Source organism: Pseudomonas botevensis, assembly GCF_019145475.1.
In the GTDB taxonomy this organism is placed as follows: Bacteria; Pseudomonadota; Gammaproteobacteria; order Pseudomonadales; family Pseudomonadaceae; genus Aquipseudomonas; species Aquipseudomonas botevensis.
In genome coordinates this window covers 210,460-231,498 of sequence record NZ_JAHTKI010000001.1, presented here as the reverse complement: position 1 = coordinate 231,498, position 21,039 = coordinate 210,460, and the positions used below count along the sequence as shown (strand labels likewise).

Annotated in this window: 18 protein-coding genes; 8 read left to right on the top strand and 10 right to left on the bottom strand. The window is 61.7% G+C overall.

Features of this window, described 5'->3' with window-relative positions:
* Positions 1–9: 9 nt before the first annotated feature.
* The 3 genes from KVQ74_RS01085 to KVQ74_RS01075 all read right to left on the bottom strand — a co-directional run bounded on the left by KVQ74_RS01085 (position 10) and on the right by KVQ74_RS01075 (position 4,956).
* A complete protein-coding gene (locus KVQ74_RS01085; RefSeq protein WP_217829622.1) occupies positions 10–2,043 on the bottom strand; it encodes an ABC transporter permease subunit in 2,034 nt (677 codons plus the stop codon).
* Positions 2,044–2,467: 424 nt separating this feature from the next.
* Positions 2,468–3,469 carry a phosphate ABC transporter substrate-binding protein PstS gene (locus tag KVQ74_RS01080; RefSeq protein WP_016985762.1) on the bottom strand — a complete coding sequence of 334 codons (1,002 nt, stop codon included), beginning with the start codon at positions 3,467–3,469 and terminating at the stop codon, positions 2,468–2,470.
* A 188-nt stretch (positions 3,470–3,657) separates the two neighbouring features.
* Positions 3,658–4,956 (bottom strand): MFS transporter, encoded by a 1,299-nt coding sequence (locus tag KVQ74_RS01075; protein ID WP_217829173.1) that lies wholly within the window; start codon positions 4,954–4,956, stop codon positions 3,658–3,660.
* Between the two features lie 374 nt (positions 4,957–5,330).
* Between KVQ74_RS01075 and KVQ74_RS01070 the strand changes: the two genes are divergently transcribed.
* Positions 5,331–5,735 carry an acyl-CoA thioesterase gene (locus KVQ74_RS01070; protein ID WP_003229628.1) on the top strand — a complete coding sequence of 135 codons (405 nt, stop codon included), beginning with the start codon at positions 5,331–5,333 and terminating at the stop codon, positions 5,733–5,735.
* Positions 5,736–5,793: 58 nt separating this feature from the next.
* Positions 5,794–6,699 carry a D-hexose-6-phosphate mutarotase gene (locus tag KVQ74_RS01065; protein ID WP_217829172.1) on the top strand — a complete coding sequence of 302 codons (906 nt, stop codon included), beginning with the start codon at positions 5,794–5,796 and terminating at the stop codon, positions 6,697–6,699.
* A 126-nt stretch (positions 6,700–6,825) separates the two neighbouring features.
* Here KVQ74_RS01065 and KVQ74_RS01060 read toward each other — a convergent pair whose 3' ends face one another.
* From KVQ74_RS01060 to KVQ74_RS01040, 5 genes are all read right to left on the bottom strand, one after another.
* A complete protein-coding gene (locus KVQ74_RS01060; RefSeq protein ID WP_217829171.1) occupies positions 6,826–7,362 on the bottom strand; it encodes a DUF3299 domain-containing protein in 537 nt (178 codons plus the stop codon).
* A gap of 96 nt (positions 7,363–7,458) precedes the next feature.
* Positions 7,459–7,704 (bottom strand): GlsB/YeaQ/YmgE family stress response membrane protein, encoded by a 246-nt coding sequence (locus tag KVQ74_RS01055; RefSeq protein WP_217829170.1) that lies wholly within the window; start codon positions 7,702–7,704, stop codon positions 7,459–7,461.
* A 111-nt stretch (positions 7,705–7,815) separates the two neighbouring features.
* On the bottom strand, positions 7,816–8,898 hold the full coding sequence (locus KVQ74_RS01050; RefSeq protein ID WP_217829169.1) for a 5-(carboxyamino)imidazole ribonucleotide synthase: 1,083 nt from the start codon (positions 8,896–8,898) through the stop codon (positions 7,816–7,818).
* 10 nt (positions 8,899–8,908) lie between these two features.
* Entirely contained in the window at positions 8,909–9,400 is a 492-nt protein-coding gene (gene purE, locus KVQ74_RS01045) for a 5-(carboxyamino)imidazole ribonucleotide mutase (RefSeq protein ID WP_007954291.1), read from the bottom strand.
* A gap of 229 nt (positions 9,401–9,629) precedes the next feature.
* A complete protein-coding gene (locus KVQ74_RS01040; protein WP_217829168.1) occupies positions 9,630–10,538 on the bottom strand; it encodes a LysR substrate-binding domain-containing protein in 909 nt (302 codons plus the stop codon).
* Between the two features lie 178 nt (positions 10,539–10,716).
* Here KVQ74_RS01040 and aspA point away from each other — a divergent pair, with 178 nt between their 5' ends.
* From aspA to KVQ74_RS01025, 3 genes are all read left to right on the top strand, one after another.
* Entirely contained in the window at positions 10,717–12,141 is a 1,425-nt protein-coding gene (aspA, locus tag KVQ74_RS01035) for an aspartate ammonia-lyase (RefSeq protein WP_217829167.1), read from the top strand.
* Positions 12,142–12,587: 446 nt separating this feature from the next.
* Complete coding sequence (locus KVQ74_RS01030) at positions 12,588–14,033, top strand: alanine/glycine:cation symporter family protein (RefSeq protein WP_217829166.1); 1,446 nt, start codon at positions 12,588–12,590, stop codon at positions 14,031–14,033.
* Positions 14,034–14,200: 167 nt separating this feature from the next.
* Complete coding sequence (locus KVQ74_RS01025) at positions 14,201–15,205, top strand: asparaginase (RefSeq protein ID WP_217829165.1); 1,005 nt, start codon at positions 14,201–14,203, stop codon at positions 15,203–15,205.
* 55 nt (positions 15,206–15,260) lie between these two features.
* Here the strand turns inward: KVQ74_RS01025 and KVQ74_RS01020 are convergent, their stop codons facing one another.
* On the bottom strand, positions 15,261–15,683 hold the full coding sequence (locus KVQ74_RS01020; RefSeq protein WP_217829164.1) for a hypothetical protein: 423 nt from the start codon (positions 15,681–15,683) through the stop codon (positions 15,261–15,263).
* Between the two features lie 363 nt (positions 15,684–16,046).
* Here KVQ74_RS01020 and KVQ74_RS01015 point away from each other — a divergent pair, with 363 nt between their 5' ends.
* The 3 genes from KVQ74_RS01015 to KVQ74_RS01005 all read left to right on the top strand — a co-directional run bounded on the left by KVQ74_RS01015 (position 16,047) and on the right by KVQ74_RS01005 (position 19,367).
* A complete protein-coding gene (locus tag KVQ74_RS01015) occupies positions 16,047–17,042 on the top strand; it encodes an AraC family transcriptional regulator (protein WP_217829163.1) in 996 nt (331 codons plus the stop codon).
* Between the two features lie 181 nt (positions 17,043–17,223).
* Positions 17,224–18,255: a histone deacetylase family protein gene (locus KVQ74_RS01010; protein WP_217829162.1), complete on the top strand. Its 1,032-nt coding sequence runs from the start codon at positions 17,224–17,226 to the stop codon at positions 18,253–18,255.
* 11 nt (positions 18,256–18,266) lie between these two features.
* Positions 18,267–19,367, top strand: coding sequence for a polyamine ABC transporter substrate-binding protein (locus KVQ74_RS01005; protein ID WP_217829161.1), 1,101 nt, complete (start codon positions 18,267–18,269; stop codon positions 19,365–19,367).
* Positions 19,368–19,462: 95 nt separating this feature from the next.
* Here the strand turns inward: KVQ74_RS01005 and pdxR are convergent, their stop codons facing one another.
* Complete coding sequence (gene pdxR / locus KVQ74_RS01000; protein WP_217829160.1) at positions 19,463–21,013, bottom strand: MocR-like pyridoxine biosynthesis transcription factor PdxR; 1,551 nt, start codon at positions 21,011–21,013, stop codon at positions 19,463–19,465.
* Positions 21,014–21,039 lie beyond the last annotated feature (26 nt).

The window sequence follows — 21,039 nt, the reverse complement described above, 5'->3', positions numbered from 1 at the left end:
CTACCTTTATTAAAGCGACGAGTATTTCTTGCGCAGACGCTGACGAATCAGCTCCGCGAGGGTGTTCATGACGAAGGTGAACAGCAGCAGCACCAGCGCCGAGAGGAACAGCACGCGGTAGTGGCTGCCGCCGACTTCCGACTCGGGCATTTCCACCGCGACGTTGGCCGCCAGGGTGCGCAGGCCTTCGAACAGGTTCATCTCCATGACCGGGGTGTTACCGGTAGCCATGAGCACGATCATCGTTTCACCGACCGCACGCCCCATGCCGATCATCAGCGCCGAGAAGATGCCCGGGCTGGCGGTCAGGATCACCACGCGGGTCATGGTCTGCCACGGCGTGGCGCCGAGAGCCAGGGAACCCAGGGTCAGGCCGCGCGGTACGCTGAACACGGCGTCTTCGGCGATCGAGTAGATGTTCGGGATCACCGCGAAGCCCATGGCCAGACCGACCACCAGAGCGTTGCGCTGGTCATAGGTGATGCCCAGGTCGTGGGAGATCCACATGCGCATGTCACCGCCGAAGAACCAGTTCTCCATGAACGGACTCATGTACAGCGACAGCCAGCCCACGAACAGGATCACCGGAATCAGCAGCGCACTTTCCCAGCCATCCGGCACTTTCAGACGGATCGATTCAGGCAGGCGACTGAAGGTGAAACCGGCCACCAGAATGCCGATCGGCAACAGCATCAGCAGGCTGAAAATACCCGGCAGGTGCCCTTCCACATACGGCGCGAGGAACAGACCGGCGAAGAAACCGAGGATCACCGTCGGCATCGCCTCCATCAGCTCGATCACCGGTTTGACCTTGCGGCGCATGCCGGGGGCCATGAAGTACGCGGTGTAGATCGCTGCGGCAACCGCCAGTGGCGCCGCCAGCAGCATCGCGTAGAACGCGGCTTTCAGGGTGCCGAAGGTCAGAGGCGAAAGGCTCAGTTTCGGTTCGAAGTCGGTGTTGGCCGCCGTCGATTGCCAGACGTATTTAGGCTCGTCGTAGTTCTCGTACCAGACCTTGCTCCACAGCGCGCTCCAGGACACTTCCGGGTGCGGGTTGTCGAGCAGCAGCGGTTGCAGCTTGCCGCCCGCTTCGACGATCACACGGTTGGCGCGCGGCGACAGACCGAACAGGCCCTGCCCCTCGACCACCTGATCGACCAGCAAGGTGCGATGCGCGGTGCTGTGGAACACGCCGAGCTTGCCGCTGGCGTCGAGGGCGACGAAGCCCTTGCGGCGCTCTTCGGCGGTAATTTCCACGATCGGCGTGGTGCCCATCTGGAAGGTACGGATCTGCTTCAGACGCAGCTCGCCATCGGTGTCACGGGCCATGAACCATTGGGCCAGACCACCCTTGGAGTCACCGACGATCAGCGAGATACCGCCCACCAGTTGCGTGGAAGCAGTGACTTCGGCGTCCGCGTTTTCCAGCAGCTTGTAGCGACCGTTGAGGCTCTTGTCGCGCAGGTTGAACACGTCGGCCTGGGCACGACCGTTGACCACATACAGCCACTGCTGACGCGGGTCGACGAAGATGTTTTTCACCGGTTCGGTCATTTGCGGCAGATCGATACGCTTCTGCTCGTTGGTGACTTCGCCGGTCATCATGTTTTCTTCGCTGGTCAGCGACAGCACGTTGAGTTGCGAACCGGTGGCACCGACCAGCATCAGGGTCGAATCGGTGGCGTTGAGGCTGACGTGCTCCAGCGCCCCGCCGCTCTCGTTCAGCACGATCGGCGTTTCGCCGTACGGGAACTCGATGGCCGGGGTGATGGTTTTCTTGCCTTCCGGGTAGCTGACTTTATAGGTGTGACGGAACACCAGCGCCTGACCGTTGGACAGGCCCACGGCCACCAGCGGATGACCTGGCTGGTCTTCACCGATGGACGTCACGGTGACGCCGGCCGGGACCGGCAGATCGACGCGCTTGAGTTCGGCGCCACTGTCGATCTCGAAGAACAGCGCCTGGCCCTTGTCGGAAACGCGCATGGCCACCTGATTCTGCTCTTCGAGCGAAATCATCAGCGGCTTGCCGGCGTCCTGCATCCAGGCCGGGGTAATGGCGTCGTTGGCCGTCAGCTCGGCACCCTTGAACAGCGGCGCGACCACGTAGGCGAGAAAGAAGAAGATCAGGGTGATGGCCGCCAGCACCGCCAGGCCGCCAACGAGGACGTACCAACGGGTGAAGCGATCCTTGAGCGCACGAATGCGGCGCTTGCGTTGCAACTCAGGCGTATTGAAGTCAATGCGCTTGGGAGGGTTCGTAGTCATTTTGGAATTGGCCAGATCATTCATGCGCACACCCTAGCGATCCTGTATGACAGAAAGATGACAATGCAGTGACGCACCAAATCCGCCGCCAGCAGGGCACTGGCAGTGGATAAAAGAATTCGGGGAGTGTGGGGGCCGGGCCGCTTGCGGGCCGGGCCCCACACGTGAGTCAGGCGGGGTTCACCCCTGACTCAGTTTGTTACTTTTTTGCGACTTCAGCGCCGCCTTCCTGCAGACCCAGGTCAGCCAGTGCTTTGGCAGCGACCTTGGCTGGCAGTGGGATGTAGCCGTCTTTCACCACAACTTCCTGGCCCTGTTTGGACAGAACCAGTTTCACGAACTCGGCTTCCAGCGGGGCCAGAGGCTTGTTCGGGGCTTTGTTGACGTATACGTACAGGAAGCGGGACAGCGGGTACTTGCCGTTCAGGGCGTTCTCTTCCGAGTCTTCGATGAACTCGGTGCTGCCTTTCTTCGACAGAGCAACGGTTTTCACGCTGGCGGTCTTGTAGCCGATGCCCGAGTAACCGATGCCGTTCAGCGAGGAGCTGATCGACTGCACGACCGAAGCCGAACCTGGTTGTTCGTTGACGTTAGGCTTGTAGTCGCCTTTGCACAGGGCTTCTTCCTTGAAGTAGCCGTAGGTGCCGGATACCGAGTTACGACCGAACAGTTGCACCGGCTTGTTGGCCAGGTCGCCGGTCACGCCCAGGTCGCCCCAGGTTTTCACGTCGGCCTTGGCGCCGCACAGACGGGTGGACGAGAAGATCGCGTCAACCTGTTCCATGGTCAGGTGCTGGATCGGGTTGTCCTTGTGTACGAATACTGCCAGGGCGTCCACGGCAACCGGGATAGCGGTTGGCTTGTAGCCGTACTTCTGCTCGAAGGCAGCCAGTTCGGTGTCCTTCATCTTGCGGCTCATCGGGCCGAGGTTGGAGGTGCCCTCGGTCAGCGCAGGTGGCGCGGTGGCGGAGCCAGCGGCCTGAATCTGGATGTTTACGTTCGGGTATTCTTTTTTGTAATTCTCAGCCCAGAGGGTCATGAGGTTGGCCAGGGTATCGGAACCGACGCTGGACAGGTTGCCCGACACACCAGTGGTCTTGGTGTAGCTCGGGATAGCAGGGTCAACAGCGGCAACCGCGTTGGCAGTCGCAACGCCAGCAGCGACAAAAGTCATTGCCGCCATCAAACGCTTCAGTTTCATGCCTTACTCCTAGCAGATAGGGTGTGTTAAGTCGGGGCCAAGTATCAGCAGGCCGTGTGAACACTCTATGGCTGAAATATGACAATTGGATGAAAGGCCAGCATCGAGGTTTTACAGAATGATTCGTCGATAGGCCGGACAAGACAGGAAACCCTGCGGGAGCTGACCGGCTCCCACAGGCCAGCGATTTAGCGCCCCTTCTTCCAGAGCCACGCCCCCACCACAATCCCCATCCCGCACAGCACCGCCACATAGTAGGCAGGCCCCATCGCGCTTTCTTTAAGCAGCAGGCTGACCACCATGGGGGTCAGGCCGCCGAAGATTGCGTAGGCGACGTTGTAGGAGAACGACAGGCCGCTGAAGCGCACCACCGGCGGAAATGCCTTTACCATCACATACGGCACCGCGCCGATGGTGCCGACCAGCAGGCCGGTCAGCGCGTACAGCGGGAACAGCCAGTCCGGGTGATCCGCCAGGCTGTGGTAAAAGGTCCAGGAGCAGACCAGCAGGCCCGTGCAGCCGAACACGAACACCCGACCGGCACCGAAGCGGTCGGCCAATGCACCGGCGATGACGCAGCCGAAGCTCAGGAACACGATCGCCAGGCTGTTGGCTTGCAGCGAGGTAGTCGGCGAGAAGTGATAGACCGTTTGCAGCACGGTCGGGGTCATCAGGATCAGCACGACGATGGCGGCGGACAGCAGCCAGGTCAGCAGCATCGAAATGGCGATCGCCCCGCGATGATCACGCAGCACTGCACGCAGCGGCACTTCTTCGGCCAGCGCCTTGCGTTGTTGCAGTTCGGCGAACACCGGCGTTTCGTGCAGCCAGCGGCGCAGGTAGACCGAGAACAGGCCGAATACACCGCCGAGCAGGAACGGGATCCGCCAGGCGTAATCCGAGACTTCCACCGGCGTGTAGATGCTGTTGATCGCCGTGGCGACCAGCGAGCCGAGCAGGATGCCGGCGGTCAGGCCGCTGGTCAGCGTGCCGCAGGCGTAACCGATGTGCTTCTGTGGGACGTGTTCGGAAACGAAGACCCAGGCCCCCGGCACCTCGCCGCCGATCGCCGCGCCCTGGATCACCCGCATCAGCAGCAGAAGGATCGGCGCCCACATGCCGATCTGCGCGTAGGTCGGCAGTAGACCCATGATCAGGGTCGGCACGGCCATCATGAAGATGCTCAGGGTGAACATCTTCTTGCGGCCCAGCAGGTCGCCGAAGTGCGCCATGATGATGCCGCCCAGCGGCCGCGCGAGGTAACCGGCGGCGAAGATGCCGAAGGTCTGCATCAGGCGCAGCCACTCGGGCATGTCCGCCGGGAAGAACAGTTTGCCGACCACGGTGGCAAAGAACACGAAAATGATGAAATCGTAGAACTCCAGCGCGCCGCCCAGGGCTGATAGCGACAGAGTCTTGTAATCATTGCGGGTCAAGGGGCGTGCGGGTTGCTCGGGCTGCGCGAGGCTCGATGGCGCTGTGGTCATGGCAAGGTCTTCTCTTATAGTCGGATCTGCCGCCACAACAACGCTGGCTGTGGCGCGGACAGGTTCGGCACCATAGCAAATTGTTCGAAAAAGCACATAGAGGCGCGTATTTGACGGTTGAAATGAGAACCGGACGGTCGTCGCGGAGTCTACCGACCGATATACTCGCAACCTTGCTCCGGTTTACAGGGGTTGCTGTGCGAAAACGTTGCTGGTCGCTCCCGCTCCGGAGGCAGTCGGTTTCGCAGAGTTTCCCTTTAGACGCCTGATGGAAAACGTGACGAACGTGTATGTTCGGTGCTGAATCGTTTTTCCCGAAGACGGCTACCACCAGCAATACCAACGAAGAGTCACGGGTCAGAGGCACCCCCGGCATGATAGAGCTCGAACAAGAAGATCCGATCCCGCAAGGCGACCTGGCCCTGCAAATCACCGCACTCCCCCGCGAAACCAACGGCTTTGGCGATATTTTCGGCGGCTGGCTGGTGGCGCAGATGGATCTGGCCGGCACCGCGATGGCGAGCCGCGTAGCCGGTGGCCGCGTGGCCACGGTTGCCATCGACCGCATGGCCTTCCTGGTGCCGGTGGCCGTCGGCGCGCAATTGTCCTTTTATACCCAGACCCTGGAAATCGGCCGCAGCTCGATCCAGATGATGGTCGAAGTGTGGAGCGACGACCCGCTGTCCAGCGAGTGGCGTAAAGTGACCGAAGCGGTCTTCGTGTTCGTGGCCATCGACGGCAGCGGACGCACCCGTTCGGTTCCGCCTCGCGCGCGTTAAACCTCGCGGCCGTTCTGCGGTCGATAGTCGTCCCAAGTTTCTGATCGAGAGCCGCCCCATGAACACGCCCAATGTTGAAGCCGTGAAACTGGATGAACTGAACTGCTGGCGCATTCGCCACGGTCAGGCCGAAGTACTGGTGGCCCAACAAGGCGCGCATGTCCTCAGCTATCAGATCGACGGCCAGCCGCCAGTGATCTGGCTGAACGACAAGGCGGTGTTCAAGACCGGCAAGAGCATCCGTGCCGGCGTGCCGGTGTGCTGGCCGTGGTTCGGCAACTTCGAGCGTAACCCGCAAAGCGTGAAGGCCATGCGCGTCAGCGCGGAACCGGCCCCCGCCCACGGTCTGGTGCGGGCGATGGATTGGGAGCTGGGCGGCATCGAAGCCGAAGGCAACGGCCTGAAGGTCGAGTTCACGCTGCCCTGCCCAGAAGGTGGCCTGCCGGGCTGGCCGCATCAGGTGGACCTGACCCTGACCCTGACCCTGCGTCTCGACGAGCAACTGCACCTGAGCCTGACCAGCCACAACCGCGGCACCGACAGCGTCAGCATCAGCCAGGCGCTGCACACCTATTTCGCCGTCAGTGACGTGCGTAACGTGCGAGTCGCCGGGGTGGATGGCTTGAACTACATCGAAACCCTGGACGACTGGAAGACCGTCACCCAGAAAGGCGATCTGCATTTTGCCGGCGAAACCGACCGCATCTACCTCAATGCGCCACCGCAGCTAAGCATCGTCGACCCGGCGTGGGAACGGCAGATCGTGCTGACCGCCACCGGCTCGCGCACGGCGGTGATCTGGAATCCATGGATCGACCGCGCCGCCGCGTTCAGCGACATGGACAACGACGGCTGGCAACGCATGCTGTGCATCGAGACGGCGAACGTGATGGATGACGTGGTGAACCTGGCTCCGAACGCCAGCCACACCATGGGCGTCAGCATCGGCAGCAAGCCGCTCTAAGCCACAGCACAAAACGAAATGTGGGAGCGGGCTTGCTCGCGAAGAAGGCGTCTCAGTCAACCAATCCAGCGACTGATACACCGTTTTCGTGAGTAAGCCCGCTCCCACAATTTTTTTGAGTGCTGGTTAGAGATCCGACTCCTGCACTACCCGCACCTTGTCCGCCTCCAGCGCATACGCCGCATCGGCCAGGTCATTGCTGACCTTTTCGATCTTCAGCGTGCCGGTCACCCAAAGCGGCGTGTAGATGTCGTTCAGTTTCAGGCCCTTGGGATAGCGCACCAGCACCAGTTGGTTCGGCGGCGGTGGCGGTACGTGGATGCACGCGCCCGGGTAGGGCACCAGGAAGAACAGCGTGCTGCGGCCCTTGGCATCGGACTCCAGCGGCACCGGATACCCGCCGATGCGGATGTGCTTGTCGTTCATCGACGCCACGGTCTTGGTCGAATACATCACCGCCGGCAGTCCCTTGGCCTGTTTCATCCCGCCCTTCTGGGTGAAGGTGCCGGTGGCCTCGGGTGAGTTGTGGTCGATCTCAGGCATGGCCTCGAGGGCTTTCTGATCCGACTTGGGCATCAGTTCCAGCCAGTCGGTTTCCGGCAGTTCGCCGGCGTGGGCCAGACCGCTGCCCAGCAAAAGGAGAGTCAATAAAAGACGGCGCATGAAAGTGCTCGGTAAAGATGCTCGGAAAAGGAAGGTGAATCGCCGAGCATTCTAGCCCTCCGCGCCGGTTTGGCGCAGAGGGCCATGTCGCTTGAATCAGTTCTTTTTGATCAGGCCGTAGATCACCAGCAGCACAATCGCACCGACCAGTGCGCCGAAGAAGCCTGCGCCCTGACCCGCCTGATAAATGCCCAGGGCCTGGCCGCCGTAAGTGGCCGCCAGCGAACCGCCGATACCGAGCAGGATGGTCATGATCCAGCCCATGCTGTCATCGCCCGGTTTCAGGAACCGCGCCAGCAGGCCGACGATCAAGCCGATAAAGATGGTTCCGATAATTCCCATGGCATTTCCCTCTGAATTGGTCGATATGCCAAAGCCTAGTCAGACTTTGGCATCCTGCCATCAGAGAACGGCGGTCCCTATTGGTTCCACCGTTGCCACATGAAAGGTAAGTTACTCGGCGATCAGCGCTTCGACCTTGAGGATCTGCTGCTCGAGGGTCGCCTTGTCGGCGCAGCGCAGGTTGGCGTGGCCGACCTTGCGTCCGGCCTTGAAGGCTTTGCCGTAGTGGTGCAGATGGCAATCGGCGATGGCAATGACCTTTTCAACCGGCGGAACCACACCGATGAAATTGAGCATCGCGCTTTCGCCGACCTTGGCCGTCGAACCCAGCGGCAGACCGGCGACGGCCCGCAGGTGGTTTTCGAACTGGCTGCACTCGGCGCCTTCGGTGGTCCAGTGCCCGGAGTTGTGGACGCGCGGAGCGATTTCGTTGGCCTTGAGGCCTCCGTCGACTTCAAAGAACTCGAACGCCATCACGCCAACGTAGTCCAGTTGCTTGAGCACGCGGCTGGAGTAATCTTCGGCCAGGGCCTGCAACGGGTGATCGGAGCTGGCGACCGACAGCTTGAGAATGCCGCTGTCGTGGGTGTTGTGGACCAGCGGGTAGAACTTCGTTTCACCGTCGCGGGCACGCACGGCGATCAGCGACACTTCGCCGGTGAACGGCACGAAACCTTCCAGCAGGCAAGGCACGCTGCCCAGTTCGGCGAAGGTGCCGACCACGTCTTCCGGCTTGCGCAGGACTTTCTGGCCCTTGCCGTCGTAACCGAGGGTGCGGGTTTTCAGCACGGCAGGCAGACCGATGGCAGCCACGGCGGCGTCCAGGTCGGCTTGCGACTGGATGTCGGCGAACGCCGGGGTCGGAATCCCCAGGTCCTTGAACATGCTCTTTTCGAACCAGCGGTCACGGGCGATGCGCAGGGCTTCGGCGCTCGGGTAGACCGGCACGAATTGCGACAGGAACGCCACGGTCTCGGCCGGGACGCTTTCGAACTCGAAGGTCACCAGATCGACTTCATCGGCGAGCTGACGCAGGTGATCCTGATCGCCGTAATCGGCCCGCAGGTGTTCGCCCAGCGCCGCCGCGCAGGCGTCCGGCGCCGGGTCGAGGAAAGCGAAGTTCATGCCCAGCGGGGTGCCCGCCAGGGCCAACATGCGACCCAACTGGCCGCCACCGATTACACCGATCTTCATCTCAACAACCTCAGGCAATACGTGGGTCTGGATTGTCCAGGACGCTGTCTGTCTGCTCGGCACGGAAGGTTTTCAGTACCGCGTGGAATTGCGGATGCTTGGCGCCCAGGATGCTCGCCGAGAGCAGGGCGGCGTTGATCGCGCCTGCCTTGCCGATGGCCAGGGTGGCGACCGGAATACCGGCCGGCATCTGCACGATCGACAGCAGCGAGTCGACGCCCGAGAGCATCGCCGACTGCACCGGCACGCCCAGCACCGGCAGGTGGGTCTTGGCCGCACACATGCCTGGCAGGTGGGCTGCGCCACCGGCACCGGCGATGATCACCTCGATGCCGCGACCTTCAGCCTCTTCGGCGTACTGGAACAGCAGATCCGGGGTACGGTGGGCAGAAACCACCTTGACCTCGTACGGGATGCCGAGCTTTTCCAGCATATCGGCGGTGTGGCTAAGGGTGGACCAATCGGACTTGGAGCCCATGATCACGCCAACCAGTGCACTCATCGTCGCGCCTCTTCTCTCTGGGCGCCCGCAGGCGCGTCAAAAACAACAAGCCACGCAGAATTGCGTGGCTTGTTGTAGGAAAAATGGCCGGACGAACCGGCCGAAGGCCGCGCAGTATACCGCAAAGAAAGCAATAAACAGCCCCCGATGCGACCATCTGTCAAATGAGCGAAAGGCCCGGTTTTATTGACCTCAAGGTCAGCGCCGAGGGACCACGAATCCGCGCAATTCAAGCGCCTTGTGCAGCACCGCCCTCCAGTTTGCGCCACAGCAACCGCACGTTGGCTTTGCGCACCAGAGCGCAGCGGTACAGGCGGATCTCCAGCGGCACATGCCATTGCGGACCGCCGCAGACCACCAGTTCGCCACGGGCCAGCTCGGCCCGCACGCTCAATTGCGGCACCCAGGCGATGCCGAGGCCTTCCAGGGCCATGCTTTTCAGGCTGTCGGCCATGGCGGTTTCATAGATCGTGGTGAAACGCAGCGCGCGCTGACGCAACAAACCATTGACCGAACGCCCGAGAAACGCCCCGGCGCTGTAGGCCAGCAGCGGCACGCTGGCCTCGCCTTCCAGATCGAACAACGGCTTGCCGTTGGCATCCGCCGCACACACCGGAAGCATTTCGGTCTGCCCCAGATGCAGCGAAGGAAAGATTTCCGGGTCCATTTGCATCGCCGCGTCCGGGTCGTAGAACGCCAGCATCAGATCGCAACCACCCTCGCGCAAGGCGTGTACGGCATCGCCAACGTTGGTCGCCACCAGCCGCGTGGCGATGTTCAGGCCTTCGTTGCGCAACTGCGCGATCCAGCGCGGAAAGAAGCCCAGCGCCAGCGAGTGCGCAGCCGCCACTTGAATCACTTCGCCCTGCCCGCCTTCCAGATGATGCAGATGGCGCAGCACTTCGCCGAGCTGTTCGACCACGGTACGGGCGGTCACCAGAAACAGTTGCCCCGCCGCCGTCAGCTCGACCGGCGTGCGCGAGCGGTTGACCAGCGTCAGCCCCAGCGCCGCCTCCAGGCTGCGGATCCGCCGGCTGAAGGCCGGCTGCGTCACGAAGCGCCGTTCGGCCGCCTGCGAGAAGCTGCGGGTGGCGGCCAGAGCACTGAAGTCCTCGAGCCATTTGCTTTCCAGATTCATCACACCCTCCGGGGCGCACCAAAATAGGTCACACGTCTGCCGCGCAAACGGCGTCACACGGGCATTATGCCGAATGTGCATAGGTCAGTGCTTAACAGCATTGGCCCAAAATTTCCCACAAGCCTAGCATTCGCAGCGTTCCGGCACAGACCGGGTCCATATCGAGATGATTTCTATCATGTCCTCCGCTGCATCTTTCCGCACAGAAAACGATCTGCTTGGCGCCCTCGAAGTACCGGCTCAAGCGTATTACGGCATCCAGACCCTGCGAGCGGTGAACAACTTCCGCCTCTCCGGTGTTCCGATTTCGCATTACCCGAAACTGGTTGTCGGTCTGGCCATGGTCAAACAGGCCGCTGCAGACGCCAACCGTGAACTGGGCCATCTGAGCGAAGCCAAGCACGCTGCCATCAGCGAAGCCTGCGCACGATTGATCCGCGGTGATTTCCACGAAGAGTTCGTGGTGGACATGATTCAAGGCGGCGCTGGCACTTCGACCAACATGAATGCCAACGAAGTCATCGCCAACATCGCGCTGGAGGCCATGGGTCACCAGAAGGGCGAGTACCAGTACCTGCACCCGAACGACGACGTGAACATGGCGCAGTCGACCAACGACGCCTATCCAACCGCGATCCGCCTGGGTCTGCTGCTGGGTCACGACGCGCTGCTGGCCAGCCTCGACAGCCTGATTCAGGCGTTCGCGGCCAAGGGTGAAGAATTCAACCACGTCCTGAAGATGGGCCGTACCCAACTGCAAGACGCCGTACCGATGACCTTGGGTCAAGAGTTCCGTGCTTTCGCCACCACCATGAGCGAAGACCTGGCCCGTCTGAAGACGCTGGCTCCGGAAGTGCTGACTGAAGTGAACCTGGGCGGCACCGCGATCGGCACCGGCATCAACGCCGACCCACGCTATCAGGCGCTGGCGGTAAAACGCCTGGCGCTGATCAGCGGCCAGCCGCTGGTTCCGGCTGCCGACCTGATCGAAGCGACCTCCGACATGGGCGCCTTCGTGCTGTTCTCCGGCATGCTCAAACGCACCGCGGTCAAGCTGTCGAAGATCTGCAACGACCTGCGCCTGCTGTCCAGCGGCCCACGCACCGGTATCAACGAAATCAACCTGCCGGCCCGTCAGCCAGGCAGCTCGATCATGCCCGGCAAGGTCAACCCGGTGATTCCGGAAGCCGTTAACCAGGTGGCCTTCCAGGTCATCGGTAACGACCTGGCGCTGACCATGGCGGCCGAAGGCGGCCAACTGCAACTGAACGTGATGGAGCCGCTGATCGCATTCAAGATCCTCGACTCGATCCGCCTGCTGCAACGCGCCATGGACATGCTGCGCGAGCACTGCATCGTCGGCATCACCGCCAACGAAGCACGCTGCCGTGAACTGGTCGAGCACTCGATCGGCCTGGTCACCGCACTGAACCCGTACATCGGCTACAAAAACGCCACCCGCATCGCCCGTATCGCGCTGGAAACCGGCCGTGGCGTGCTGGAACTGGTGCGCGAAGAAGGCCTGCTCGACGAAGCCATGCTCGCCGACATCCTGCGCCCGGAAAACATGATCGCTCCGCGTCTGGTTCCGCTCAAAGCCTGAGCCGACGCGTTATTTGCAGCACCGCTCACCAGGTCGAGGGACTAGACACCTCTCACCTTTTGAGGGCTTGGGGATGATTCCCCAGGCCCTTTTTTTTAACTATCTGACACTGAGAACCGTATGTCTGGGGATTGCTGCATGTGAGAGCAGTCCCTGCACAAGCCCGACGCCGGTAACGTCGGGTGCTTCAAAGCCTCGTTTCGTCGCTTGCACCACAACTGTGCAGACGGGCGCCGCACTGATAGGTATAGTGCCGCCCCTCTTCGCATGAGCGGTCGTCGGTAACGAGGCCCAAACCCATGTGAAACCCCGAACTAATAACAAACCCGCGATATGGAACCGGGACGAAACCTTCGCCTCACCGTCGTGCCGCGCGCACACCGGTGTAACACGATGTTTCTTCCCCTCCAGCCATTGCTTACACAAAAAACAGCGAGGAAAAATCCATGCTCGAAGTCATTAACGACTTCCTCTCAGGGAAAGTACTGATCGTGCTCATTGTCGGGCTCGGTAGCTACTTCACGATTCGCTCGCGTTTCGTTCAACTGCGCCACTTCTTCCACATGTTCGCGGTGTTCCGCGACAGCCTCAAAGGCAGCGCCGGGCAACTCAGCTCGTTCCAGGCCCTGATGCTCAGCCTTGCCGGCCGCGTCGGTGCAGGCAACATCGCCGGTGTCGGCATCGCCGTGACCCTCGGTGGGCCGGGTGCAGTGTTCTGGATGTGGGTAACCGCACTGGTCGGAATGTCCAGCAGCTTCTTTGAATGCACGCTGGCCCAGGTCTACAAGCGCGCCGACGGCGACGGCCTGTACCGTGGCGGTCCGGCCTACTACATCCAGCACGGCCTGAAGCTCAAAGGCATGGCGGTGGTGTTCTCGATCCTGCTGCTGGTCACCTACGGCTTCGCCTTCATCGGCCTGCAGTCCTACACCGTGACCCACTCGCTGCAGAACGCCTTTGCCTTTGACCCACAACACACCGGTATTGTCCTGGCGGTACTGCTGGCCATCACCTTTATCGGCGGCATCAAGCGCATCGCCTCGGTGTCGGACTTGCTGGTCCCGATCAAGACCCTGGCCTACATCGGCGTGACCCTGTACGTGATCGGCACCCAGATCGAACACGTGCCAGCCATGCTCGAAACCATCTTCAAGAGCGCCTTCGGCCTTGACCCGGCCTTCGGCGGCCTGCTCGGCAGCGCCATCGTCATGGGCGTGAAGCGTGGCGTGTTCGCCAACGAAGCGGGCCTGGGCAGTGCGCCTAACGTCGCCGCCGTGGCTGCCGTGAAGCACCCGGGTGCCCAAGGCGTGGTCCAGGCCTTCAGCGTGTTCCTCGACACCTTCGTGATCTGCACCTGCACCGCGCTGCTGATCCTGCTGTCGGGCTTCTACACCCCGGGCTTCGAAGGTGACGGCATCGTCCTGACCCAGAACTCGCTGGCCGCCGTGGTCGGTGACTGGGGCCGTATGTTCGTCAGCGTCGCGCTGTCGCTGTTCGTCTTCACCTGCATCCTCTACAACTACTACCTGGGCGAGAACAGCCTGCAGTTCCTCACCCGCAACCGCGCCGCGCTGATGACGTTCCGCGGCCTGGTGCTGGCGCTGGTGGTATGGGGTTCGATGCAGGACCTGTCGACCGTGTTCGCCTTCGCCGACATCACCATGACCTGCCTGGCCTTCGTCAACCTGATGGCCCTGGCCCTGCTGTTCAAGGTCGGCATGCGCGTGATGCGCGACTACGACGAGCAGCGCCGCGCCGGCATCAGCCAGCCCGTGTTCGACTCGAGCAAATTTGCCGATCTGGATCTGGACCCTCAGGCATGGCCGGCCAACCCGCCCGCCGCTGCCAACCCTGAAGCTCAGCCGCAAGGCGTACCGGCAGCGCAACGCTGACCGGTAAATGACGGGCGCATCCTCTGCGCCCGTCAGTTAAAGTTCGGAAAACTGTGGGAGTGAGCGTGCTCGCGACAGCGGTGGATCAGTCGACATTCATGTTGCCTCTGATGACCCCTTCGCGGGCAAGCCCGCTCCCACAGGACCCCATCCTCCCGGAGAATCCCATGAACCCTTCGACCTACCCAGCCGCCCAGCACGTCATGGTGCTCTACACCGGTGGCACCATCGGCATGCAGGCCAGCGCCAATGGCCTGGCCCCGGCCTCCGGTTTCGAAGCACGGATGCGTGACTACCTGCACAGCCAGCCTGAACTGGTCGTGCCGCAGTGGCGCTTTCGCGAGATGTCGCCGTTGATCGACAGCGCCAACATGACCCCGGCCTACTGGCAGCAACTGCGCGAAGCGGTGGTCGACGCCGTGGATGTGCAGGGTTGCGACAGCGTGCTGATCCTCCACGGCACCGACACCCTCGCCTACAGCGCGGCGGCGATGAGCTTTCAGTTGCTCGGCTTGCACGCACGCGTGTGCTTCACCGGTTCGATGCTGCCGGCCGGTGTCACCGACAGCGACGCCTGGGAAAACCTCAGTGGCGCGCTGGTCGCCCTCGGACAGGGCCTGGCACCGGGTGTGCACCTGTACTTCCATGGTGAGCTGCTGGCGCCGACCCGCTGCGCCAAAGTCCGCAGCTTCGGCCGCCATCCGTTCAAACGCCTGGAGCGTCAGGGCGGCGGCGTGAAAGCCACTTCGCTGCCTGCCGCGCTGAATTACAACCAGCCCAAGCAACTGGCGAACGTCGCGATCCTGCCGCTGTTTCCCGGGATCGGCGCCGAAGTCATTGATGGCCTGCTCGCCAGCGGCATCCAGGGCCTGGTGCTGGAGTGCTACGGCAGCGGCACCGGCCCGAGCGATAACCCGCAATTCCTCGCCAGCCTCGGTCGCGCGCGGGACAAGGGCGTGGTGGTCGTGGCGGTTACGCAATGCCATGAAGGCGGGGTCGAACTGGATGTGTACGAGGCCGGCAGCCGCTTGCGTGGGGTTGGCGTACTGTCCGGCGGCGGCATGACCCGCGAGGCGGCGTTCGGCAAGTTGAACGGGTTGCTGGGTGCCGGGCTGGAAACACAGGAAGTACGCCGGCTGGTGGAACTCGATCTGTGTGGCGAACTGAGCTGAAAACAGCCATGTAATAAACCTTCCTGTACTTGGGTACAGGAAGGTTCAATTAACGCTAATCGACCGTAAATTCAAACTTTCCGTGATTCAGCTTCGCACTTTCTGGCCGGTCACTGGTAATACCGTCAAACAATCCTTGAACCTTTTTGCTTCCGGCCACCCATTCCACACGGATCCACCCCTTCTCCGCCACCCACTCTTCTTGCGGAGGGTCCTGATACAAAAAATATACCGAAGAACTTGGCAACTGGACTTTCTGATTCAGTGCCTCTTTTTTTACAAGCACGGCAATCAGTGAGTTAAGCGGACCTCCCGGGTTCATATCAAAATTAACCGCTATGTCCCCAGGGCGGATTTCAGCGCCGGAAACCGGACCTTTCTTTGTAACGCCATTCACTTCTACGGTGATTTCACCACTGGCACTGGCCAGACTGCTGAAAACATCTTTTGAATAGCTGGTTTTATTTGCCACATTCATAAAGTTCTCCTTGATTCTTAATTATGCTCCGTGCCGATATACAACCCACTACCTAACAAGCACAATCGCAAACTAGTTTAACGGGGATGCTCCGTCAAAAAATAAAATTGAATTCCGACGAACCAGATAAAACGCGACAAACGGTCGTTATTTCAAGAAAAACCTGTTACTTCTGACAGTAGACAGCGCAAACACCTGAACTTTAAAATTTAGATGGGGAAAGCTCTATCAAAATACATTCATATTAATAAGTTAATTATTAATAAACCAAAGTAACCACATCACTTAACAATCAAAGTTCGTCGATGATAGATACGGCACATTACTTGCTGCCTTTTACCCGTCCTCGCCTGGAACGCCCCTATGCTCCACTCCCACCTCACCACCCTCAACGCCGTCTCCCTGGTGCTCAACACCTTCAAGGCCGAAGGCTTGTCCAGCGAGGCTTTGCTCGCCGGCAGCGGTATCAGTGCGGCGGATCTGAGCCGGGCCGACACGCGCATCACCACCAATCAGGAGATGCAGGTCTGCGCCAATGCGGTCGCGCTCAAGCACGACATCGGCCTCGAACTGGGCCGACGCATGCATGTGTCGTCCTACGGCATGCTCGGTTACGCCCTGCTCACCAGTGCCACCTTCGGTGACGCTTTGCGCCTGGCGATCCGTTATCCGGCGCTGTTGGGAACACTTTTCGAACTGAGCCTGGAAGGCGACGGCGAGCGAGTCTGGTTTGTCGCTGCCGACTACCGTGAAAGCCCGGCGATGGCGGCGTTCAATGCCGAGTTCTGCCTGGTGTCGCTGAAGGTCATCTGCGATGACTTGCTCGGCCATCCGCTGCCACTGCTCGCCAGCCGTTTCGAGCACACGGCACCGGACTATCGCGACAGCTACGCCGAACCTTTCGCCTGCCCGCTGCAATTCGGCGCCAAAGACAACGCGTTTGCCTTCGACCGACGCTGGCTCGATCAGCCGCTGCCGCTGGCCGATGTCATCACCCATCAGGCCATGGCTGAGCGCTGCCGCAAGCAGAACACCGAGTTCACCGGCCGCCAGGCCTGGCTGGGGCGCATCCGCCAGTTGCTCGGCGCACAGTTGAATGCCGCGCCGGGGCTGGAAGGACTGGCGCAGCAGATGAACTGCTCGCCGCGCACCCTGCGCCGGCACCTGAAAGACATGGGTTGCAGCTATCAGGAACTGCTCGACGAACTGCGTTTCGAACGGGCCAAGCAGATGCTGTGCGAGGATCAGTTGCCGATCTATCGCATCGCCGAGACGCTGGGTTTCAGTGAGACCGCGAGCTTCCGCCATGCCTTTGTGCGCTGGAGCGGCGTGGCGCCGAGCCAGTTCCGTCCGCACTGAGTTTCCCCTTTTTGCGGGTCTGCACTCCGCGCCGGAATGGGGCGATCCGTATTGAAAAGGGGCGAATTCAGGTCAGCATTTTTGGCCATATCGATCCCCTTTTGGCCGCTCCCGCCGTTCTCCGATCCGTCGTGCGCCGCAACACTGTGGGCAACCGAATCAGCCCTGCGGAGAACAACAAATGCTGACGATCTACTCTGACGATCACCACCTGCACCACGGTCGCTGCGAACTCATCGACGGCCAGCTCAAACCTTGCTTCGAGATGCCGTCCCGCGCCGACCATGTGCTGCAACGGGTACGGAACCAGGACCTCGGCCCGGTGGAAGCACCGAAGGACTTTGGCCTCGAACCGATCGCCCGCATCCACAGCCGCGACTACCTCGACTTCTTCAAAGGCGCATGGGCGCGCTGGAGCGAATTCAACACCGACGGCGACCTGCTGCCCTACACCTGGCCGGCGCGTACCTTGCGCCAGGTTAAACCGACCAGCCTGCACGGACAGCTCGGTTATTACAGTTTCGACGGCGGCGCGCCGATCACCGCCGGCACCTGGCAAGCGGCCTACAGCGCCGCGCAGGTGGCGCTGACCGCCCAGGCGGAAATCCAGCGCGGCGCCCACAGCGCCTTCGCTTTGTGCCGCCCACCGGGACACCACGCCGCCGGCGACTTGATGGGCGGTTATTGCTACCTCAACAACGCCGCCATCGCCGCTCAGGCTTTCCTCGATCAGGGCCATAAAAAAGTCGCGATCCTCGACGTCGACTATCACCACGGCAACGGCACCCAATCGATTTTCTATGAACGCAGCGACGTGCTGTTCACCTCGATCCACGGCCACCCGGAAGCGGAGTTCCCGTTCTTCCTCGGCTACGACGACGAGCTGGGCGAAGGCGCCGGTGAAGGCTTCAACTTCAACTATCCATTGCCCGCCGGCTCCGGCTGGGATGTGTGGAGCGCGGCGCTGGATCGCGCCTGCACCGAGATCGACACCTACGGCACCGACATCATCGTCGTGTCCCTCGGCGTCGACACCTTCAAGGACGACCCGATCTCGCAATTCAAGCTCGACAGCCCGGACTACCTGGCAATGGGCAAGCGCATCGCCGCCCTTGGCAAGCCGACCCTGTTCGTCATGGAAGGTGGCTACGCCGTGGAGGAAATCGGCATCAACGCGGTGAACGTGCTCGAAGGCTTCGAAAGCGCTCAATGAGGACAACCACCATGAACAGACTCAAGCGCTTTATCGCCCCCACGCTGTGCGCCGCGCTGCTCGGCGGCGCGGCCCATGCCGAAGAACGCACATTGCGCGTCTACAACTGGTTCGACTACATCACACCCAAGGCCCTGGAGGATTTCAAGGCACAGAACAGCCAGACCAAACTGGTCTACGACATCTTCGACACCAACGAGGCGCTGGAGGCCAAGTTGCTGACCGGCAACTCCGGCTATGACGTGGTGGTGCCGTCCAATGTGTTCCTCGCCAAACAGATCGAGGCCGGGGTGTTCCAGCCGCTGGATCGCAGCCAGTTGCCGAACTGGAACCACCTCGACCCGAAACTGATGAAGCTGATCGAGGCCAACGATCCGGGCAACAAGTTCGCCGTGCCGTACATGTACGGCACCATCCTGATCGGCTTCAACCCGGCCAAGGTCAAGGCTGCGCTGGGCGACAACGCACCGGTGGACAGCTGGGACCTGATCTTCAAGGAAGAAAACATCAGCAAGCTCAAGCAGTGCGGCGTGGCGCTGCTCGACTCGCCGTCGGAGATCCTGCCGCTGGCCCTGCAACACCTGGGGCTGGATCCGAACAGCAAGCAGCCGGCGGATTACGCCAAGGCTGAAGCGCTGTTGATGAAGATCCGCCCGTACGTGACCTACTTCCACTCGTCCAAGTACATGGCCGATATCGCCAACGGGGACATCTGCGTCGCGGTCGGTTACTCCGGCAGCTTCTCCCAGGCTGCCAACCGTGCCAGGGAAGCGAAGAACGGCGTGGTGGTCGACATGCGTCTGCCGAAGGAAGGCGCACCGATCTGGTTCGACATGCTCGCCATCCCGAAAGGCGCGAAGAACCCGCAGGACGCCTACACCTTCATCAACTACCTGCTGCAACCGCAGGTGATTGCGCCGGTCAGCGATTTTGTCGGTTATCCGAACCCGAACAAAGACGCCACCGGACTGGTCGATCCGGCGATCCGCAACAACCCGAACCTGTACCCGACCGACGCCGCCATGAGCACGCTCTACACCCTGCAACCGTTGCCGCGTGATGCGGAGCGAGCACGTACCCGGGCCTGGACCAAGATCAAATCCGGCACTTGAGCCATCGCCTGCGCAACACTTGCCCCGTCATCGTTCGATGACGGGGCAGCCTCCAGGGAACGCCGCCCTGTTCATCAATCTGCGGTAACTATCGACTACCCACCCCAGGCCTTTTTCAGGCGGGCCAGCGCGTCGGCGATGTCGGCCTCCGGCACGGCGGCGAAGCCCAACACCAGGCCGGCTCGCTGATCCGGTGGGGTTTCACTGCCCGGCAACCAGTGTTTGCTCAGGCCATTGACCTCGACCTCGACACCCTGCGCGAGCTCGACCAACTCACACTCCCGGGCCATGCTCTCGACCCTCACGGTCAGGTGCAGGCCCGCGGCCACCGACGGCAACGGGCCGACACCCGCGACGTCCGGCCAACCGGCCAGCAAGGCGTTGCGCCGACTGAGGGCCGCGCGCCGCATGCGCCGGATGTGCCGCTGGAAATGCCCGGCGGCCATGAATTCGGCCATGACCACTTGGGTGCTCACCTCCGAGTGCCGGACATCCACCGCGCGCCGTTGCGAAAACGCGTCCACCAGCCCCGGCGGCAGCACCAGATACCCCAGGCGCAGCGCCGGAAAGGCGACCTTGCCGAACGTCCCGACATACAGCACCCGACCTTGCCGATCGAGGGCCGCCAACGGGGCCAGCGGTGCGCCGGTGTAGCGATACTCGCCGTCGTAGTCGTCCTCGACGATCCAGCCCTGCGTGCGCTCGGCCCAGGCCAGCAGCTCCAGGCGCCGCGCCAGACTCATGACCACGCCGGTCGGGTATTGATGGGAAGGCGTGACGTAGGCCACGCGGCAATCACCGGCTGCCGCCAGCGCCGCGCAGTCCATGCCCTCCTCGTCCACCGCGATACCCCGCAGTTTGCCGCCGGCCACGGCAAAGGCATGACCGGCGGCGCGGTAGCCGGGATTTTCGATGCCCACACCGTCGCCCGGCTCCACCAGCAACTGTGCACAAAGGCTGATGCCCTGTTGTGCGCCGCTGGTGATCACAATTTGTTCAGCCGAGCACTGCATGCCGCGCGAGCTGCGCAAATAAGCGGCGATCAGACCGCGCAAACGCCTGTCACCCGCCGGATCGCCATAACACAGCTGCTGCAAATCCGGTTTGCGCCAGAAAGCCGCATTCAGCTTGGCCCAGACGTCAAACGGGAACAGATCGAAGGCCGGCACGCCAACCCGAAATGCACGGGGCGGGCCACTGGGCGGGCGGGGTAAATGGTTATTTTCCAGGCGCTGAAACGCGCCGTTGTGGATAACTTTACTGGATGAATGCCCAGGTAATTCCGGCGAATTTGTGGATAAAGCTGTGGGTAAGCCTGTTGAAAACCCTGTGGATATTTTTGTGGATAATTTTTTGCTCGCAAGTTGCTTCTGCGGCAGTTGCGCCACATAGGTTCCATCCCCGACTCGGCCCTCGATAAAACCCTCGGCGTACAGCTGATCGTAGGCTCGCACGACGCTGTTGCGGGAAATTGCCAGGGCCGCCGCCAGATCGCGGCTGGCCGGCAACCGCGTGCCGCCCGCCAGTCGCCCGTCGAGCACGCGCATGCGCAGGGCCTGATAGAGCTGACGACTCAAACCCTTGCGACGATCCAGCTCGATTCCCGCCGGGTTGAACGGCAGCGACAGCACGGGCGATTCAGGCATGGCAATGGACCTATGAAATTGGTCTT

Bases quoted from the DNA above. Each gene is read 5' to 3' on its own strand.
- KVQ74_RS01085 (WP_217829622.1), bottom strand. From the start codon at position 2,043: ATGCAGGACGCCGGCAAGCCGCTGATGATTTCGCTCGAAGAGCAGAAT.
- KVQ74_RS01080 (WP_016985762.1), bottom strand. From the start codon at position 3,469: ATGAAACTGAAGCGTTTGATGGCGGCAATGACTTTTGTCGCTGCTGGC.
- KVQ74_RS01075 (WP_217829173.1), bottom strand. From the start codon at position 4,956: ATGACCACAGCGCCATCGAGCCTCGCGCAGCCCGAGCAACCCGCACGC.
- KVQ74_RS01070 (WP_003229628.1), top strand. From the start codon at position 5,331: ATGATAGAGCTCGAACAAGAAGATCCGATCCCGCAAGGCGACCTGGCC.
- KVQ74_RS01065 (WP_217829172.1), top strand. From the start codon at position 5,794: ATGAACACGCCCAATGTTGAAGCCGTGAAACTGGATGAACTGAACTGC.
- KVQ74_RS01060 (WP_217829171.1), bottom strand. From the start codon at position 7,362: ATGCGCCGTCTTTTATTGACTCTCCTTTTGCTGGGCAGCGGTCTGGCC.
- KVQ74_RS01055 (WP_217829170.1), bottom strand. From the start codon at position 7,704: ATGGGAATTATCGGAACCATCTTTATCGGCTTGATCGTCGGCCTGCTG.
- KVQ74_RS01050 (WP_217829169.1), bottom strand. From the start codon at position 8,898: ATGAAGATCGGTGTAATCGGTGGCGGCCAGTTGGGTCGCATGTTGGCC.
- purE (WP_007954291.1), bottom strand. From the start codon at position 9,400: ATGAGTGCACTGGTTGGCGTGATCATGGGCTCCAAGTCCGATTGGTCC.
- KVQ74_RS01040 (WP_217829168.1), bottom strand. From the start codon at position 10,538: ATGAATCTGGAAAGCAAATGGCTCGAGGACTTCAGTGCTCTGGCCGCC.
- aspA (WP_217829167.1), top strand. From the start codon at position 10,717: ATGTCCTCCGCTGCATCTTTCCGCACAGAAAACGATCTGCTTGGCGCC.
- KVQ74_RS01030 (WP_217829166.1), top strand. From the start codon at position 12,588: ATGCTCGAAGTCATTAACGACTTCCTCTCAGGGAAAGTACTGATCGTG.
- KVQ74_RS01025 (WP_217829165.1), top strand. From the start codon at position 14,201: ATGAACCCTTCGACCTACCCAGCCGCCCAGCACGTCATGGTGCTCTAC.
- KVQ74_RS01020 (WP_217829164.1), bottom strand. From the start codon at position 15,683: ATGAATGTGGCAAATAAAACCAGCTATTCAAAAGATGTTTTCAGCAGT.
- KVQ74_RS01015 (WP_217829163.1), top strand. From the start codon at position 16,047: ATGCTCCACTCCCACCTCACCACCCTCAACGCCGTCTCCCTGGTGCTC.
- KVQ74_RS01010 (WP_217829162.1), top strand. From the start codon at position 17,224: ATGCTGACGATCTACTCTGACGATCACCACCTGCACCACGGTCGCTGC.
- KVQ74_RS01005 (WP_217829161.1), top strand. From the start codon at position 18,267: ATGAACAGACTCAAGCGCTTTATCGCCCCCACGCTGTGCGCCGCGCTG.
- pdxR (WP_217829160.1), bottom strand. From the start codon at position 21,013: ATGCCTGAATCGCCCGTGCTGTCGCTGCCGTTCAACCCGGCGGGAATC.